This window comes from Homoserinibacter sp. GY 40078, from assembly GCF_008017545.1.
Classification (GTDB): Bacteria; Actinomycetota; Actinomycetes; order Actinomycetales; family Microbacteriaceae; genus Homoserinibacter.
The window spans coordinates 1,422,203-1,436,055 of sequence record NZ_VRTZ01000001.1; the positions used below are offsets into that span (position 1 = coordinate 1,422,203).

The following is a 13,853-nucleotide window of genomic DNA, read 5'->3' on the forward strand; positions in this document are numbered from 1 at the left end:
CCCACCGGGCGCACGACGTCGTCACCCGTTCGTGGGCTGCCACTCGACTTCGGACGGGACTACCTTCCGGAGTTGGGAGGGATTGCAGATGAAACGGAATGCAATCGCATTGCTCGGGGCGGTGGTTCTCGTGCTCGGGCCGACGCTCGCAGGCTGCTCGGAGGTGTCCGCTCCGATCTCGGCGTCGCTCAGCTCGTCGGTCGCGAAGACCTACAAGAACTGCACCGAACTGAATAAGAAGTATCCGCATGGTGTGGGCAAGAAGGGGGCCAAGGACAAGGTGCGCGGGTCGACGAAGCCCGTGACCAACTTCACGGTCTCCACAGCCCTCTACAACGCCAACAAGAAGTCGGACCGCGACAAGGACGGGGTGGCTTGTGAGAAGCGCTGACCTGGGCGGCGTGATGCCGATCCGCGCGGCTCGCATGCCCCTACGATGAGCACCATGGGAACGCTCTACTACGCGGACCAGGCGATCGAGATGGACGATCGCACTCTGGCGCATCTCAAGGTCGCGGTGGTGACGAAGCTGCGTCGCGGCGAGAGCTTCACCCTCTCGTGGACGCACGCGGACGATCAGGCCCCGGGGCGCACGACCATCTGGATGCACGAGTCGATCGCGCTGCGGTTCGAGTTCGGCGAATTGACCCCGCCCGTGCTCCATCGCGAGTGGATCGAAGAGATCCTCCGCTCGGCGAACACGACGGGTGGCATCCAGCTCACCAAGGAGCACATCGAGACAGGCCCGGTGGAGCTCGAGGAGCCGTCGGCGGTGCTGGAGCGATAGCACGTTCCGTGTGAAAACGGAACGCCCTCGACCGGCCCGGATCGTCTCTCCATGATGGGAGCGGGTGATATCGATGAAGGCGCTGTTGTACTCCGGACACGAGCTGATCACGACCGACGCGGTCGCGGAGGCTCTGCTGGACTATGTCATGACGCTGCCGTTGAACCAGAGGCCGGACCGGATCATGGTTCCGGCGCTGCGCGATGGATCCCGCACGGTCGCCCAGCTGGTTCTCACCGCGGGAACGCCCTTGGCGGTGACCACGATCGACGGCCCCGATACGCCGCTCGACGGCGAGGACTATGCGATCGAGGTGCTGCGACGAAAGACACGCCGACTCGACAGCGTCGGATTCGACCTCCACACGTGAGAGTGCGCAGCGGCGCACGCGCGTCAGCGGGCGGGATGGTCCTTGCGCTTGACCGAGTTGTCGTGCGATCGCACCAGCTTCTCGGTCGCCGGGTCTTCGCCCAGCACGAGGCCGCGGGTCGAACCGGCCTGGGCGGCGAGTTCCTCCAGCCACTCTTTGTCGATCAGCGGCATCCGGCTGCCGGAGTAGCGGAAGTACAGAGGGATGGCGGTGTCCATCCAGATCGAGCTGCGGCCATCCCCGACACCAGGCGTGTCGCGCCAACTGAGCATGAACGACTCACGGCGGCGGAGCTTGCCGTTGATGACCAGTTCGAGGTGCGCCAGCACGCGGTCATCGAACGCGAACTCGAGCCCCGCGTCGCCGTAGATGAGCGATCCCACTGCAGCCTTCCCCTCGCGCGTCCAAGTGCGGACCCGCTCCGGCGATCGTACGGCACCGGTGAGTCCCGCGGCGACGTTCGCTAGGGTCTCGGACATGAGTTCTGCAGCGTCGCACGAACCGGATTCGAGCACGCTGCCGGGTGCGCCTGCCGTGCTCGTCGCGACGCGGAGCCCCGGGGTTCTGGGCGCCGTCGCCGTAGCGGCGCTGGTGGGATGGGCGCTCAATCTCTTGGGCGGCCTTCGTTTTCCCGCGAACGCTCCTGTCGAGTGGGTCTACAACGCGGTGCTCGGTCTCGATTTCATCGCCGTCGCGATCGCGTGTGGGATCGGGTGCCTGCTGTCGATCTCGCCTCGCCCCGTCGCGCAGGCGCGGGTGATGCCGTGGGCCGCCCTGGTGCTCGCGCTCGTGGCCGTCGTGGCGTGGGCGACCACTGCATCCGGTCTGTTCGCCACGGCTACCGGAGGACGCGGCATGTATGCGGACGACACCTGGGGCGTCCTGCTCGTCCAGGTGCCGTGGGTGCTGGGGGCGGTGTTCGGGGCATATGGCTACCGTCGCCCACCGCGACCGGGGCACAACCTTGCAGCGCTCATCGCCATCGGACTGTGGGGTCTCGTGGCCGTCGGAGTCGTCGCGTCCGCTCTTCTCTACGCGGCGGGGCTCACCGACTGAGCGACGCCCGCATCCGCTAGGCTGGCCGCACAATCGAACATCGGGCCGAACGCGATGCGGGAGAGCCGGCGAACACCGTCGGCACCGAAGGAGCAAGCCTCCCCGCCAAACTCTCAGGTACGTGTACCGCATCGACAGGCCACTCTGAAAAGTGCTTCCACGTGAAGCGCGGACGCCACATCGAGCAGCGCCTCCGGGCGGCGGCTCGTGAACTCCGCCTCTGCGAAGCCGCCCACGGTGAAAGCGACCACCAGTCGCGAATCTCTCAGGCACCGATGACAGAGGGGGAGTTCCACCGACACACGATCGGAGAGCTCGCCCATGACCGAATCACCTGACGGCACCGAACGCCGCTCGCCCCTTGACGGCGTCCACGTCGCAGCGGGCGCCAGCTTCACCGACTTCGCCGGATGGCGCATGCCCGTCCGCTACAGCTCCGAGCTCGCCGAGCACCACGCCGTGCGCACGGCGGCAGGTCTCTTCGACCTGAGTCACATGGCCGAGATCGTGGTGATCGGTCCGGAGGCCGCCGCAGCACTCGATTACGCGCTCGCCGGCCGCCTCTCCGCGCTCGTCGACGGGCAGGCGAAGTACAGCCTGCTGCTCGCCGAGGACGGCGGCACCATCGACGACGTCGTCGTGTACCGCACGGGATCCGACCGCTTCCTCGTGGTCGCGAACGCGGGCAACCGGGGGCCGGCTGCGGAAGCGCTGCGTGACCGCGCCGCAGGTTTCGACTGCGTCGTGGAAGACGAATCCGACGACGTCGCGCTCATCGCGCTGCAGGGGCCGCGTGCCGAGGAGATCCTTCGCGGCGTCGACGGGTTCGACATCCCGGAACTCGACGGGCTGCGCTACTACCGCGCCACGACCGGCGACTTCCGAGGCCACGAGGTCCTGGTGGCGCGCACGGGATACACCGGCGAAGACGGCTTCGAGTTCTATCTCGCCCCGGAGGCGGCGACCTCGCTGTGGGAGGCGATCGCCGAGACGGGCGCGGGATCCGGACTCGTGCCCGCGGGGCTCGCCGCGCGCGACACGCTGCGCCTGGAGGCGGGCATGCCCCTCTACGGCAACGAGCTCACCCGCAGCACTCAGCCCGCGCAGCTCGGGCTCGGCCGCGTGGTCGTGCTCGACAAGGACGGCGGATTCGTGGGCCGAGAGGCCGTCGCCGCCGGCCCCGCGGACGACGCGCCGGTGCTCGTGGGGCTCGCATCCGAGGGGCGACGTGCCGGACGCACCGGCTACCCCGTCGTGGCGGATGCGGACGGCACCGAAGCCGTCGGCGCCGTGACGAGCGGCGCGCTCTCGCCGACGCTCGGGCATCCGATCGCGATGGCCCTCGTGCGACCCGACCTCGCCGCCCCCGGAACTTCCCTGTACATCGATGTCCGCGGCACGCGTCTCGCCGCGACCGTCGTTCCCCTCCCGTTCTATTCGAGAAAGAAGAGCTGATGGCCCTCCCCGAGAACCTCGCCTACACCGCCGAGCACGAGTGGGTCGCCGTCGACGGCGACGTGGCGCGCATCGGCATCACCGACTACGCGGCCGACAAGCTCGGCGACGTGGTCTTCGTCGAACTGCCGGCGATCGGCTCCACCGCTGCCGCCGGACGCGTGGTGGGTGAGATCGAGTCGACGAAGTCGGTCGGCGAGCTCTATGCGCCGGTCGACGGCGAGGTCGTGGAGGTCAACGAGGAGCTCGTAGCCGATCCGTCGCTCGTGAACTCCGACCCGTACGGGGCCGGCTGGATGATCGCGGTGCGCTTCACGGAGCTTCCCACCCTTCTCACGGCGGACGAGTACGCCGCCCTCACGGCAGAGTGACGATGAGGGAGCTGTTCGCAGACCGTCACATCGGCACCGACTCCGCAGCGCAGCGCGAGATGCTCGCGTCGCTCGGGTACGCGAGCGTCGACGCGCTCGTGGATGCGGCGATCCCGTCGGGGATCCGCCAGCCCGCGGACGCCGTCACATCGCTGCCCACCGCCGCGAGCGAGACGGAGGCGCTCGCCGAGTTGCGGGTGCTCGCCGCCCGCAACCGCGTGACGCGCCCCATGATCGGCCTCGGCTACTACGGCACGACGACCCCCGCGGTCATCCAGCGCAACGTGCTCGAGAACCCCAGCTGGTACACGGCCTACACGCCGTACCAGCCCGAGATCTCGCAGGGTCGCCTCGAGGCGCTCATCAACTTCCAGACGATGGTCACCGACCTGACGGGGTTGGCGACCGCCAACGCGTCGATGCTCGACGAGGGCACGGCGGTGGTCGAGGCGATGCTGCTCGCGCGCCGCGCATCCCGCTCGACCTCGAACATCTTCCTGGTCGACAGTGACGCACTGCCGCGCACCATCGCGCTGCTGCGCCACCGCGCGGAGGCGGTCGGCATCGAACTGCACGAGACGGACTTCTCGGATGCCGACTCGGTCGACGCGTTCGGCGCCTTCATCCAGTACCCGGGAGCGTCGGGGCGCCTGTGGAACCCGTCCGCGGTCGTCGAGGCCGTGCACGGGCAGGGCGGCATCGCGGTCGTCGCGGCCGACCTGCTCTCGCTCGCCCTCGTCACGAGTCCCGGCGAGCTCGGCGCGGATGTCGCGGTCGGCACCTCGCAGCGCTTCGGCGTGCCCCTCGGGTTCGGGGGGCCGCACGCCGGATACATGGCGGTTCGTGCGGGCCTCGAGCGCCAGATGCCGGGCCGCCTGGTGGGCGTCTCGCAGGATGCCGCGGGCTACCCGGCGTACCGCCTCAGCCTGCAGACGCGCGAGCAGCACATCCGTCGCGAGAAGGCCACGAGCAACATCTGCACCGCGCAGGTGCTGCTTGCCGTGATGGCGTCGATGTACGCCGTCTACCACGGCCCTCGCGGCATCAAGGCGATCGCCCACCACGCGAACCGGATGGCGAACCTGCTCGTCGACGCGCTCGGCGAGCACGGCATCCAGCCGGTGCACGGGCTCTTCTTCGACACCGTGCAACTGCGGGTGCCGGGTCGTGCCGCAGGGATCGTCGCAGCCGCGTCGGCAGCAGGCGTGCTGCTGCGCGAGGTGGACGCCGACACGGTGCAGTTCTCGACCGACGAGACCACGACCTCCGCGGATGCGCTCGTCGTGCTGCGCGCGGTGCTGGGCGACGACGCGCCCACGGAGCTCGGCTTCAAGCCCGTGTCGCGCTCGATCGATCCCGAGCACATGCGTCAGACGGAATATCTGACGCATCCGGTGTTCACGACGCATCACTCCGAGACCGGGATGATGCGCTACCTCAAGTACCTCGCCGACAAGGACTACGCGCTCGACCGCGGCATGATTCCTCTCGGCTCGTGCACGATGAAGCTCAACGCGGCCACCGAGATGGCGGCGGTCACCTGGCCGGAATTCGCGAACCTGCATCCGTTCGCGCCGGAGGCCGACACCGCGGGATACCGCGCGCTGATCGGCCAGCTGTCGGGCTGGCTCGCCGAGGTGACCGGATACGACGCCGTGTCGCTGCAGCCCAACGCCGGCAGCCAAGGCGAGCTCGCGGGCCTCCTCGCGATCCGGGCGTATCACCGCGACCACGGAGGCGAGCACCGCACGGTGTGCCTCATCCCGTCGAGCGCGCACGGCACGAACGCAGCCAGCGCGGTACTTGCGGGGATGCGGGTCGTCGTCGTCGCGTGCGACGAGCTCGGCAACGTCGATCTCGACGATCTGCGGGCGAAGGTCACCGAGCACGCTGATGATCTGGCTGCGCTCATGGTGACGTACCCGTCGACGCACGGCGTGTACGAGCACGAGATCCTGGCGGTGACGGATGCGGTGCACGACGCCGGTGGGCAGGTGTACGTCGACGGGGCGAACCTCAACGCCCTGCTCGGGTATGCGCGATTCGGCGACTTCGGCGGAGACGTGTCGCACCTGAACCTGCACAAGACGTTCTGCATCCCGCACGGTGGTGGTGGCCCGGGGGTCGGGCCGGTGGCTGCGAAGGCGCACCTGGCCCCGTACCTGCCGGAGGGCGACGCGAACCCTGTGAGCTCGGCGCCGTACGGCAGCCCGAGCATCCTGCCGATCTCGTGGGCGTACGTGCGCATGATGGGGGCCGAGGGCCTGCGTCGTGCGACGGGTGCGGCTGTGCTCGCCGCGAACTACGTCGCGGTGAAGCTGCGCGACCACTTCCCGGTGCTGTACGCGGGTGACCATGGGCTCGTGGCGCACGAGTGCATCCTCGACCTGCGTCCGCTTCGGGAGGCGACGGGGGTGACGGTCGACGACGTCGCGAAGCGGCTTATCGACTACGGATTCCACGCGCCGACGATGTCGTTCCCGGTCGCGGGCACGCTCATGGTCGAGCCGACCGAGTCGGAGGATCTGGCCGAGCTCGACCGGTTCGTCGAGGCGATGATCGCGATCAAGGCCGAGGCGGATGCGGTCGGCGCAGGACGCTGGCCTCGTGACGACAACCCGCTCGTGAACGCGCCGCACACCGCGGAGTCGGTGGTGGCGGGGGAGTGGCAGCACCCGTACTCGCGCGAGGAGGCCGTCTATCCGGTCCACTCGCTCGTGCATGGCGGCAAGTACTGGCCGCCGGTGCGTCGCATCGACCAGGCCTACGGAGACCGCAACCTGGTCTGCGCCTGCCCCCCGGTAGAGGCCTTCGCCTGATCGGGCGTTAGACATGTCTGTGGCCCGCTAGACACCGCCGCGCGGGTGTCAAGCGCGGCGCAGACATGTCTAACGCCCAGAGAGAGCATCACTCGGGGGGTGGGAGCGCGTAGCGGGTCTGGGCCGCATCGGGGGTCGGGAAGAGCCGGCGCAGCTCCTCGCGGATCTGCTCGGCGCTGCGGTAGGTGAGGCCCACCATCGCGACGTGCTTCCAGCGGATCGCGCCCGCACCATCGAGGATGAACACGCTGCGACGTACCGCGAGGCCCGCGAGCATCACGCCGTACTCACGCGCGACACCCGCCGTGTCTGCGAGCAGCGGGAAGGTGATCCCCTGCGCGCGAGCGAACTCCTCGTGGCTCTCGATTCCCTGGGGGCTGATGCCCCACACCTCGGCGCCCAGGTCGCGGAACCCGGCCAGCTGGTCCTGGTAGCTGCACAGCTGCTCGGTGCACACCTTGCTCGCATCGAGCGGGTAGAAGGCCAGCACGAGCGGTCGGCCCCGCGCAGCGGAGAGCGCGAACTCGCTGTGCTCAGTCTGACCATCGCGGATACGGATGCCGGGCAGGCGGAAGTCCGGGGCGATGTCTCCGATATCGGTGCCGGTCACCGGACCAGCGTAGGTGACATGTCAGCCAGATGCACCGGTCGGCAGGCCGAACAGCTCCGGCCACATCCCCGCCACCCAGGGGTACCCCACGAACACTGCCGCGTCGATGAGGAAGTGCGCCACCAGGAAGGGCGCGAGTCGACCGGAGCGGGCGAAGAGGACGCCGAACAGCAGACCCATCAGGAGGTTGCCGATGAACGCCCCCGGGCCCTGGTAGAGGTGGTAACTCGCGCGCAGCACCGACGTCGCCACGATGATCGGCCACACGCCCCATCCGGCCTGCCGCAGCCGCGCGAACAGGTATCCGAGCACCACGACCTCTTCCTGGATCGATGCGCGCGCCGCCGCGAGCAGGAGAACCGGGATGGTCCACCAGTGGTCGCCGAGCCCACCAGGGTCGACCGCCACGAACAGCCCCAGTGCGCGCCCCCCGAGGTAGAGGGCGATCCCGGGCAGGCCGATCGCGACCACGAGCAGCGCACCCCACCCGGCGTCGCGTCCGAACCGTCCTCCCTCGAGTCCGAGCGACGCGAGATGCGGACGGCGCGGCGACCACAGCAGGTAGCCGACGAGGAGGACGGGAGCGAGGGCGAACGCGATCCCGAGAAGCTGGTAGATGAGGTCGAACACCTCGCGATCGCTGCGCGACGGGTTGAGCGTCGCCGTCTGATCCGCGAGCGCCACCTCGCTGGTCAGCCGGTAGACGAGGGCGACGATCGCGTACACCGCGGACTGGCCGAGGCCGAGAGCCAACACGATGGCGATCTCCCAGGCGATGCGACCACGGGTCGGTGTCGGGGCGGGCGGGGGAGGCGGAACGCGTTCGCGCAGGAGCACGGGACGATGCTAAACGGCCCGCGCTGCGGCGGGTGCGTCGCTGCGGCAGCACCCCGCGCAGCATTCCGCAACCCGGTGCAACAAATCTGCGCGGTTTTAGCTTCCGTGCACAGATCCGGCGTACCGGTTTCCTGCTTGTAACGATTCCACGATGCGGTTTGGCCGAGGTCGAAATCGCGACTTAAGGTTGCCGAATCACCGCCATGCGGCTCTTTGCCCGCATGGCGTCCCATTGTGTACAGGAGGAATCGTGCGAATCACTCGCATCGCAGCAGCAGCTGGAGGCATCGCTCTTGCCTCAGCGCTCGTCCTCACCGGATGTGCGTCGGATAACGGCGGCACCGGTGGTGGCGGATCGTCGACGGGAGTCGTCTCCGTCGCATGGGGTGAGCCGGAGAACCCGCTCATCCCGGCCAACACGAACGAGGTCAACGGCGGTCTGGTCCTGAACAACATGTTCGCCGGCCTCGTCTACTACAAGGCCGACGGTTCGTGGGACCTCGACGCCGCCGAGTCGATCGAGTCCGACGACTACAAGACGTGGACCATCAAGCTCAAGGAAGGCCAGACCTTCACCGACGGCACCCCGGTGACGTCGTCGTCCTTCGTGGACGCCTGGCAGTGGGCCGCGTCCGACCCGGCTCTGCTGAACCAGTGGTGGTTCATCGACGCGATCGCGTTCGAGGGTGGCACCTACGACGGCGGCGAGGACACCCTCGCACTCGACGTGGTCGACGACCTCACCTTCACCGTCGAGCTCGCGCAGCCGCGTGCCGACTTCCCGGTCGCCCTCGGCTACACGGTGTTCTTCCCGCTGCCCGAGTCGTTCTACGACGACCCGGAGGCGTTCGGTGACGCTCCCGTGGGCAACGGCCCCTACAAGCTCTCGGAGGAGGGCTGGCAGCACGGCGAGAGCCTGAACCTGGTCCCCAACGACGACTACTCGGGCCCGCGCAAGGCCGAGAACGGTGGTCTGAACTTCAAGGTCTACGGCACGCTGGATGCGGCCTACGCGGACCTCGTGTCCGACAACGTTGACGTCATCGAGTCGGTTCCCACCAACTCGCTGTCCAACTTCAAGTCGGACCTCGGAGACCGTGCCGTGGAGCAGGGCTCGGCCGTGTTCCAGTCGTTCACGATCAACTACAACCTCGAGCACTTTGCTGACGACGAGGAAGGCAAGCTGCGTCGTGCAGCCCTCTCGCACGCGATCAACCGCGAGGAGATCACCAGCGTGATCTTCCAGGGCACGCGTACGCCGGCCGAGGAGTTCACCTCGCCCGTCATCGCGGGCTTCGACCCCGGCGCGATCGAGGGTTCGGACGTCCTGACGTACGACCCGGAGCTCGCCAAGGAGCTGTGGGCGCAGGCTGACGCGATCTCCCCGTGGGAGGGTACGTTCCAGCTGGCCTACAACGCCGACGGCGACCACCAGTCGTGGGTCGACGCGACCGTCAACTCGATCAAGAACTCGCTCGGCATTGACGCTGTCGGCCTCCCGTACCCGGACTTCGCGGGTCTCCGGACCGAGGTCAACGACCGCACGATCAAGGCGGCGTTCCGTACCGGCTGGCAGTTCGACTTCCCGTCGCAGGCGAACATCCTCGGTGCGCTCTATGTGACCGGCTCGGGTTCGAACGACGCCGATTACTCGAACGAGAACTTCGACACTCTCTTCCGTGAGGGCCTCGCGGCTCCCACGCTCGACGAGCAGAACGAGTTCTTCAACCAGGCGCAGGGGCAGCTCTTCGAGGACCTGCCGGCGATCCCGCTCTGGTACGGTTCGGTCACCGCCGGTTACTCGACTCTGGTGGAGGACGTGGAGTACGGCTGGGACAGCTGGCCCATCCTCTACCAGGTCACCAAGGCCGAGTAAGAGACCACTCGCACACCCCGGTGGGGCGGCGTTCCAACGCCGCCCCACCGGCTGTGCGCCGAACTTTCGAGTAAGTCATGTTCTGGTACATCATCAGGCGCCTCCTTCAAGGCATTCCCGTCTTCCTCGGGTCGACGTTCCTCATCTTCTCGATGGTCTTCCTCGTGCCGGGGAACCCCGTGCTCCGCATGTTCGGTGATCGCACGCCGTCGCCGGAGCAGATCGCGGCGCTCGAGGCGAAGTTCCATCTCGATCAGCCGTTCCTCGTCCGCTACTTCATCTACCTCGGCGACGTCTTCCAGGGCAATCTCGGCACCACGTACGCGGGCCAGTCGGTCAACGAGATCCTCGCTCGCACCTTCCCGACCACGCTGCGGCTCGCACTCCTCGCTGTGCTGATCCAGCTCATCGTCGGCGTGCTGGCTGGCCTCATCTCGGGTCTGCGTAAGGGCGGGATCTTCGACCACGCCGCCCTCATCGTCACGCTGTTGCTGATCTCGATCCCGGTCTTCGTGCTCGCCTTCGTCGCGCAGTGGTTCTTCGGTATTCAGCTCGGGTGGTTCCGACCAACGGTGGGGTCGGGTGCTCCATGGAGCGATCTGATACTCCCGGCGATCGTGCTCGCAGCTCTCAACATGGCCTACGTGGTGAGACTCACGCGCGCGTCCGTCATCGAGACCAGCCAGAACGACTTCGTCCGCATGGCCTACGGCAAGGGACTCTCACGCCGTCGTGTGATCCCGGTGCATATCCTGCGCAACTCGATGATCCCCGTCACCACCAACCTCGCCGCCGATTTCGGCATCCTCATCGTCGGTGCCACCGTCACGGAGGGCATCTTCAACGTGCCCGGTGTCGGCAACGAGCTCTTCAAAGCCATCAATAGACACGACACACCCGAGATCGTCTCGATCGTGACGATCCTCGTCATCGTCTACGTGTTCGTGAACCTGCTCATCGACCTCCTCTACGGAGTGCTCGACCCGAGGATCCGCTATGTCAAGTAAGAATCCCGTACGCACTGCTCCGCACTTTGTGGCGGAGGTCGACGAGGGCGGCCTGGGCGCCGTCGATGCGGTGCGCGTCAGCGATCGCAAGTCGAACCTGTGGCTCGATGCCTGGCGCGACCTCCGTGGGCGCTGGATGTTCTGGGTCTCGGCGGTGTTCATCCTGTTCATCGTGTTCGTGGCGCTGTTCCCCACCGTGTTCACTCAGGTGCCGCCGAACGACGGCTGCATCCTCACCGTCCAGAACGAGACCCAGGCGGCGGAACTCGGGGTGCCGGTGGGAACGGTCATCTCCGACCACGGACCGCTGCCGGGGCATCCGCTCGGATTCACGCGGCAGGGATGCGATGTGTTCTCGCGAATCGTTCACGGAACGGGGACCTCGCTCTCGGTCGGCCTCATCGTGACCGTCATCGTCGCGGTGATGGGAATCGCGCTCGGAGCGTTCGCGGGTTACTTCGGCGGATGGATCGACTCGTTCCTCATGCGCATCGGCGACATCTTCTTCGCGATCCCGTACATCCTCGCGGCGGTCGTGATCATGTCGATGTTCCTCGCGGACCGCAACATTCTCATCATCTCGCTCGCGATCGGCTTCTTCGCGTGGCCATCCACAGCCCGCATCTTGAGATCTGAGGTGCTCCGGGTCAAACAACTGGACTATGTGATGGCCTCGGAGGCGATCGGAGTCTCGAAGCTGCGGACGATGTTCTCGCACGTGATGCCGAACTCGCTCGCGCCGGTGATCATCATCTCGACCGTCGGCCTCGCCGGCGCCATCACGGCCGAGGCGACCCTGTCGTTCCTCGGCGTCGGACTCCCGGCGAACATCTTCATGTCTTGGGGCAACGACATCGCGCAAGCTCAGCAGAGCCTGCGGACGGCGCCGCAGGTCCTGATCTACCCGTCGATCGCTCTGTCGTTCACTGTGCTCGCGTTCATCCTGCTGGGTGAGACCGTACGAGATGCGCTCGACCCGAAGGCGAGGGCCACCCGATGAGCACAGTCGAACCGCTGCTGCAGGTCGAGGATCTGCAGGTCGGATTCAAGACGCAGGATGGCTTTGTTCCCGCCGTTCGTGGGGTCAGCTTCGACGTCTACCCGGGCGAGACCATCGCGATCGTGGGGGAGTCGGGCTCGGGCAAGTCCACGACGGCGCACGCGATCATCAACCTGCTTCCGGGCAGCGGCAAGATCGCCGGCGGATCGGTGCGATTCGAGGGTCGCGACCTGACGAAGCTCAAGCGCAACGAGATGGAGGACGTGCGTGGAAAGCTGATCGGCCTCGTCCCTCAGGACCCGATGAACAGCCTGAACCCGGTGCACCGCATCGGCTTCCAGGTGGAGGAGACCATCCGCGCGAACGGCCTCGCCACGTCGAAGCGGGCTGTGCGCAAGCGTGCGGTCGAGGTGCTGAAGGAAGCGGGCCTGTCGGATGCGGACACCCGCCTGCGGCAGTTCCCGCATGAGTTCTCGGGCGGAATGCGTCAACGTGTGCTCATCGGCGTCGGCCTGTCCTCGCATCCGAAGCTCCTCATCGCCGACGAGCCGACGAGCGCCCTCGATGTGACGGTGCAGAAGACGATCCTCGACCACCTGGAGAGCCTGACTGCGGAGCGGAACACCGCTGTCATCTTCATCACCCACGATCTGGGGCTCGCCGCAGAGCGCGCCGAGAACATCGTCGTGATGAACCGCGGGCGCATCGTGGAGTCCGGGCCCGCGCTCGAGATCCTGCGCAACCCGCAGCACCCGTACACGAAGCGACTCGTGTCGGCGGCGCCCAGCCTCGCGTCCACGCGGCTCGGCTCCCGGTCCGCGACCGTCGGCCTGGCCTCCTCCGCGACGCCCGCGGGGACCCCGGTTCCGCCGGTTATCGAGTTCCAGGACGTCACCAAGGTGTTCAAGATCCGCACCGGCGGCCCGCGGTCGATCCCGTTCACGGCGGTCGACAAGATCTCGTTCCAGGTTCCGAAGGGCTCGACGATGGCGCTCGTCGGCGAGTCCGGCTCGGGCAAGTCGACGGCGGCGAAGCTGCTGCTCAAGCTCGAGGAGAAGACCTCCGGGAAGATCTTCGTGGACGGCGTCGATCAAGACTCGCTCGATCGCGGCAAGCTGCTTGAGATGCGCCGCAAGATGCAGGTCGTGTTCCAGGACCCGTACGGTTCGCTCGACCCTCTGCACAACATCGGAAACACCGTGGCAGAGCCGCTCAACGTCCACAAGATCGGCGACGCGGCGTCGCGCAAGAAGCGTGTGCTGGAGGTCCTCGACCAGGTTGCCCTGCCGACGAGCGTCGTCAGCCGCTATCCGAACGAGCTCTCGGGCGGCCAGCGGCAGCGCGTCGCGATCGCGCGTGCCCTTGCGCTGAAGCCAGAGATCGTCGTGCTCGACGAAGCCGTGTCGGCGCTCGACGTGCTCGTGCAGGCTCAGGTGCTCGAACTGCTCGCGAATCTGCAGGATGAGCTGGGTCTGACCTACCTCTTCATCACCCATGACCTCGCGGTCGTGCGGATGATCGGCGACTACGTGTCGGTGATGCAGAAGGGCGCGATCGTGGAGCAGGCGACCGTGTCTGAAGTCTTCGACTCGCCCAAGCAGGAGTACACGAGGCGTCTGCTGGACGCGATCCCCGGCGCGGACGTCGATCTCAGCGCGTAGCACC

At 67.3% G+C, this 13,853-nt stretch carries 14 protein-coding genes and 1 riboswitch; of the genes, 11 read left to right on the top strand and 3 right to left on the bottom strand.

Going from position 1 to position 13,853, the window contains the following annotated elements:
• Positions 1-88: 88 nt before the first annotated feature.
• The 3 genes from FVQ89_RS06830 (at position 89) to FVQ89_RS06840 (ending at position 1,157) form a co-directional block, all read left to right on the top strand.
• Positions 89-391: an excalibur calcium-binding domain-containing protein gene (locus tag FVQ89_RS06830; protein ID WP_147901086.1), complete on the top strand. Its 303-nt coding sequence runs from the start codon at positions 89-91 to the stop codon at positions 389-391.
• A gap of 54 nt (positions 392-445) precedes the next feature.
• Complete coding sequence (locus tag FVQ89_RS06835; protein WP_147901087.1) at positions 446-787, top strand: hypothetical protein; 342 nt, start codon at positions 446-448, stop codon at positions 785-787.
• Between the two features lie 73 nt (positions 788-860).
• Complete coding sequence (locus FVQ89_RS06840; protein WP_147901088.1) at positions 861-1,157, top strand: hypothetical protein; 297 nt, start codon at positions 861-863, stop codon at positions 1,155-1,157.
• Positions 1,158-1,180: 23 nt separating this feature from the next.
• Here FVQ89_RS06840 and FVQ89_RS14575 read toward each other — a convergent pair whose 3' ends face one another.
• Positions 1,181-1,636, bottom strand: coding sequence for an ATP-dependent DNA ligase (locus FVQ89_RS14575; protein ID WP_255513464.1), 456 nt, complete (start codon positions 1,634-1,636; stop codon positions 1,181-1,183).
• On the opposite strand from FVQ89_RS14575, the gene FVQ89_RS06850 reads away from it, so the two are divergent.
• The 4 genes from FVQ89_RS06850 to gcvP all read left to right on the top strand — a co-directional run bounded on the left by FVQ89_RS06850 (position 1,635) and on the right by gcvP (position 6,858).
• A complete protein-coding gene (locus FVQ89_RS06850) occupies positions 1,635-2,213 on the top strand; it encodes a hypothetical protein (protein WP_147901089.1) in 579 nt (192 codons plus the stop codon). The two genes, FVQ89_RS14575 and FVQ89_RS06850, sit on opposite strands and share 2 nt — an antisense overlap.
• Before the next feature lie 47 nt (positions 2,214-2,260).
• Positions 2,261-2,352, top strand: a riboswitch (glycine riboswitch).
• A gap of 182 nt (positions 2,353-2,534) precedes the next feature.
• Positions 2,535-3,668: a glycine cleavage system aminomethyltransferase GcvT gene (gene gcvT / locus FVQ89_RS06855; RefSeq protein ID WP_147901090.1), complete on the top strand. Its 1,134-nt coding sequence runs from the start codon at positions 2,535-2,537 to the stop codon at positions 3,666-3,668.
• A complete protein-coding gene (gene gcvH / locus FVQ89_RS06860; protein WP_147901091.1) occupies positions 3,668-4,039 on the top strand; it encodes a glycine cleavage system protein GcvH in 372 nt (123 codons plus the stop codon). Before gcvT ends, gcvH begins: the two co-directional genes overlap by 1 nt.
• A gap of 2 nt (positions 4,040-4,041) precedes the next feature.
• Positions 4,042-6,858: an aminomethyl-transferring glycine dehydrogenase gene (gene gcvP / locus FVQ89_RS06865; RefSeq protein WP_147901092.1), complete on the top strand. Its 2,817-nt coding sequence runs from the start codon at positions 4,042-4,044 to the stop codon at positions 6,856-6,858.
• Between the two features lie 88 nt (positions 6,859-6,946).
• On the opposite strand, the gene FVQ89_RS06870 is transcribed toward gcvP, so the two are convergent.
• Entirely contained in the window at positions 6,947-7,468 is a 522-nt protein-coding gene (locus FVQ89_RS06870; RefSeq protein WP_147901093.1) for a peroxiredoxin, read from the bottom strand.
• A 21-nt stretch (positions 7,469-7,489) separates the two neighbouring features.
• Positions 7,490-8,305, bottom strand: a complete 816-nt coding sequence (locus FVQ89_RS06875; protein WP_187264942.1) for a CPBP family intramembrane glutamic endopeptidase — start codon at positions 8,303-8,305, stop codon at positions 7,490-7,492.
• Between the two features lie 250 nt (positions 8,306-8,555).
• Between FVQ89_RS06875 and FVQ89_RS06880 the strand changes: the two genes are divergently transcribed.
• The 4 genes from FVQ89_RS06880 (at position 8,556) to FVQ89_RS06895 (ending at position 13,849) form a co-directional block, all read left to right on the top strand.
• Entirely contained in the window at positions 8,556-10,181 is a 1,626-nt protein-coding gene (locus FVQ89_RS06880; RefSeq protein WP_255513465.1) for an ABC transporter substrate-binding protein, read from the top strand.
• Between the two features lie 77 nt (positions 10,182-10,258).
• Positions 10,259-11,188, top strand: a complete 930-nt coding sequence (locus FVQ89_RS06885) for an ABC transporter permease (RefSeq protein WP_147901095.1) — start codon at positions 10,259-10,261, stop codon at positions 11,186-11,188.
• Positions 11,178-12,188, top strand: a complete 1,011-nt coding sequence (locus FVQ89_RS06890) for an ABC transporter permease (RefSeq protein WP_147901096.1) — start codon at positions 11,178-11,180, stop codon at positions 12,186-12,188. Before FVQ89_RS06885 ends, FVQ89_RS06890 begins: the two co-directional genes overlap by 11 nt.
• Positions 12,185-13,849, top strand: coding sequence for an ABC transporter ATP-binding protein (locus tag FVQ89_RS06895; protein ID WP_147901097.1), 1,665 nt, complete (start codon positions 12,185-12,187; stop codon positions 13,847-13,849). Before FVQ89_RS06890 ends, FVQ89_RS06895 begins: the two co-directional genes overlap by 4 nt.
• Positions 13,850-13,853: the final 4 nt, after the last annotated feature.

Excerpts from the sequence above, each read along its gene's own strand:
- FVQ89_RS06895 (WP_147901097.1), top strand. The coding sequence starts at position 12,185 with ATGAGCACAGTCGAACCGCTGCTGCAGGTCGAGGATCTGCAGGTCGGA.
- FVQ89_RS06835 (WP_147901087.1), top strand. The coding sequence starts at position 446 with ATGGGAACGCTCTACTACGCGGACCAGGCGATCGAGATGGACGATCGC.
- gcvT (WP_147901090.1), top strand. The coding sequence starts at position 2,535 with ATGACCGAATCACCTGACGGCACCGAACGCCGCTCGCCCCTTGACGGC.
- FVQ89_RS06890 (WP_147901096.1), top strand. The coding sequence starts at position 11,178 with ATGTCAAGTAAGAATCCCGTACGCACTGCTCCGCACTTTGTGGCGGAG.
- FVQ89_RS06840 (WP_147901088.1), top strand. The coding sequence starts at position 861 with ATGAAGGCGCTGTTGTACTCCGGACACGAGCTGATCACGACCGACGCG.
- FVQ89_RS06885 (WP_147901095.1), top strand. The coding sequence starts at position 10,259 with ATGTTCTGGTACATCATCAGGCGCCTCCTTCAAGGCATTCCCGTCTTC.
- gcvH (WP_147901091.1), top strand. The coding sequence starts at position 3,668 with ATGGCCCTCCCCGAGAACCTCGCCTACACCGCCGAGCACGAGTGGGTC.
- gcvP (WP_147901092.1), top strand. The coding sequence starts at position 4,042 with ATGAGGGAGCTGTTCGCAGACCGTCACATCGGCACCGACTCCGCAGCG.
- FVQ89_RS06830 (WP_147901086.1), top strand. The coding sequence starts at position 89 with ATGAAACGGAATGCAATCGCATTGCTCGGGGCGGTGGTTCTCGTGCTC.
- FVQ89_RS14575 (WP_255513464.1), bottom strand. The coding sequence starts at position 1,636 with ATGTCCGAGACCCTAGCGAACGTCGCCGCGGGACTCACCGGTGCCGTA.
- FVQ89_RS06850 (WP_147901089.1), top strand. The coding sequence starts at position 1,635 with ATGAGTTCTGCAGCGTCGCACGAACCGGATTCGAGCACGCTGCCGGGT.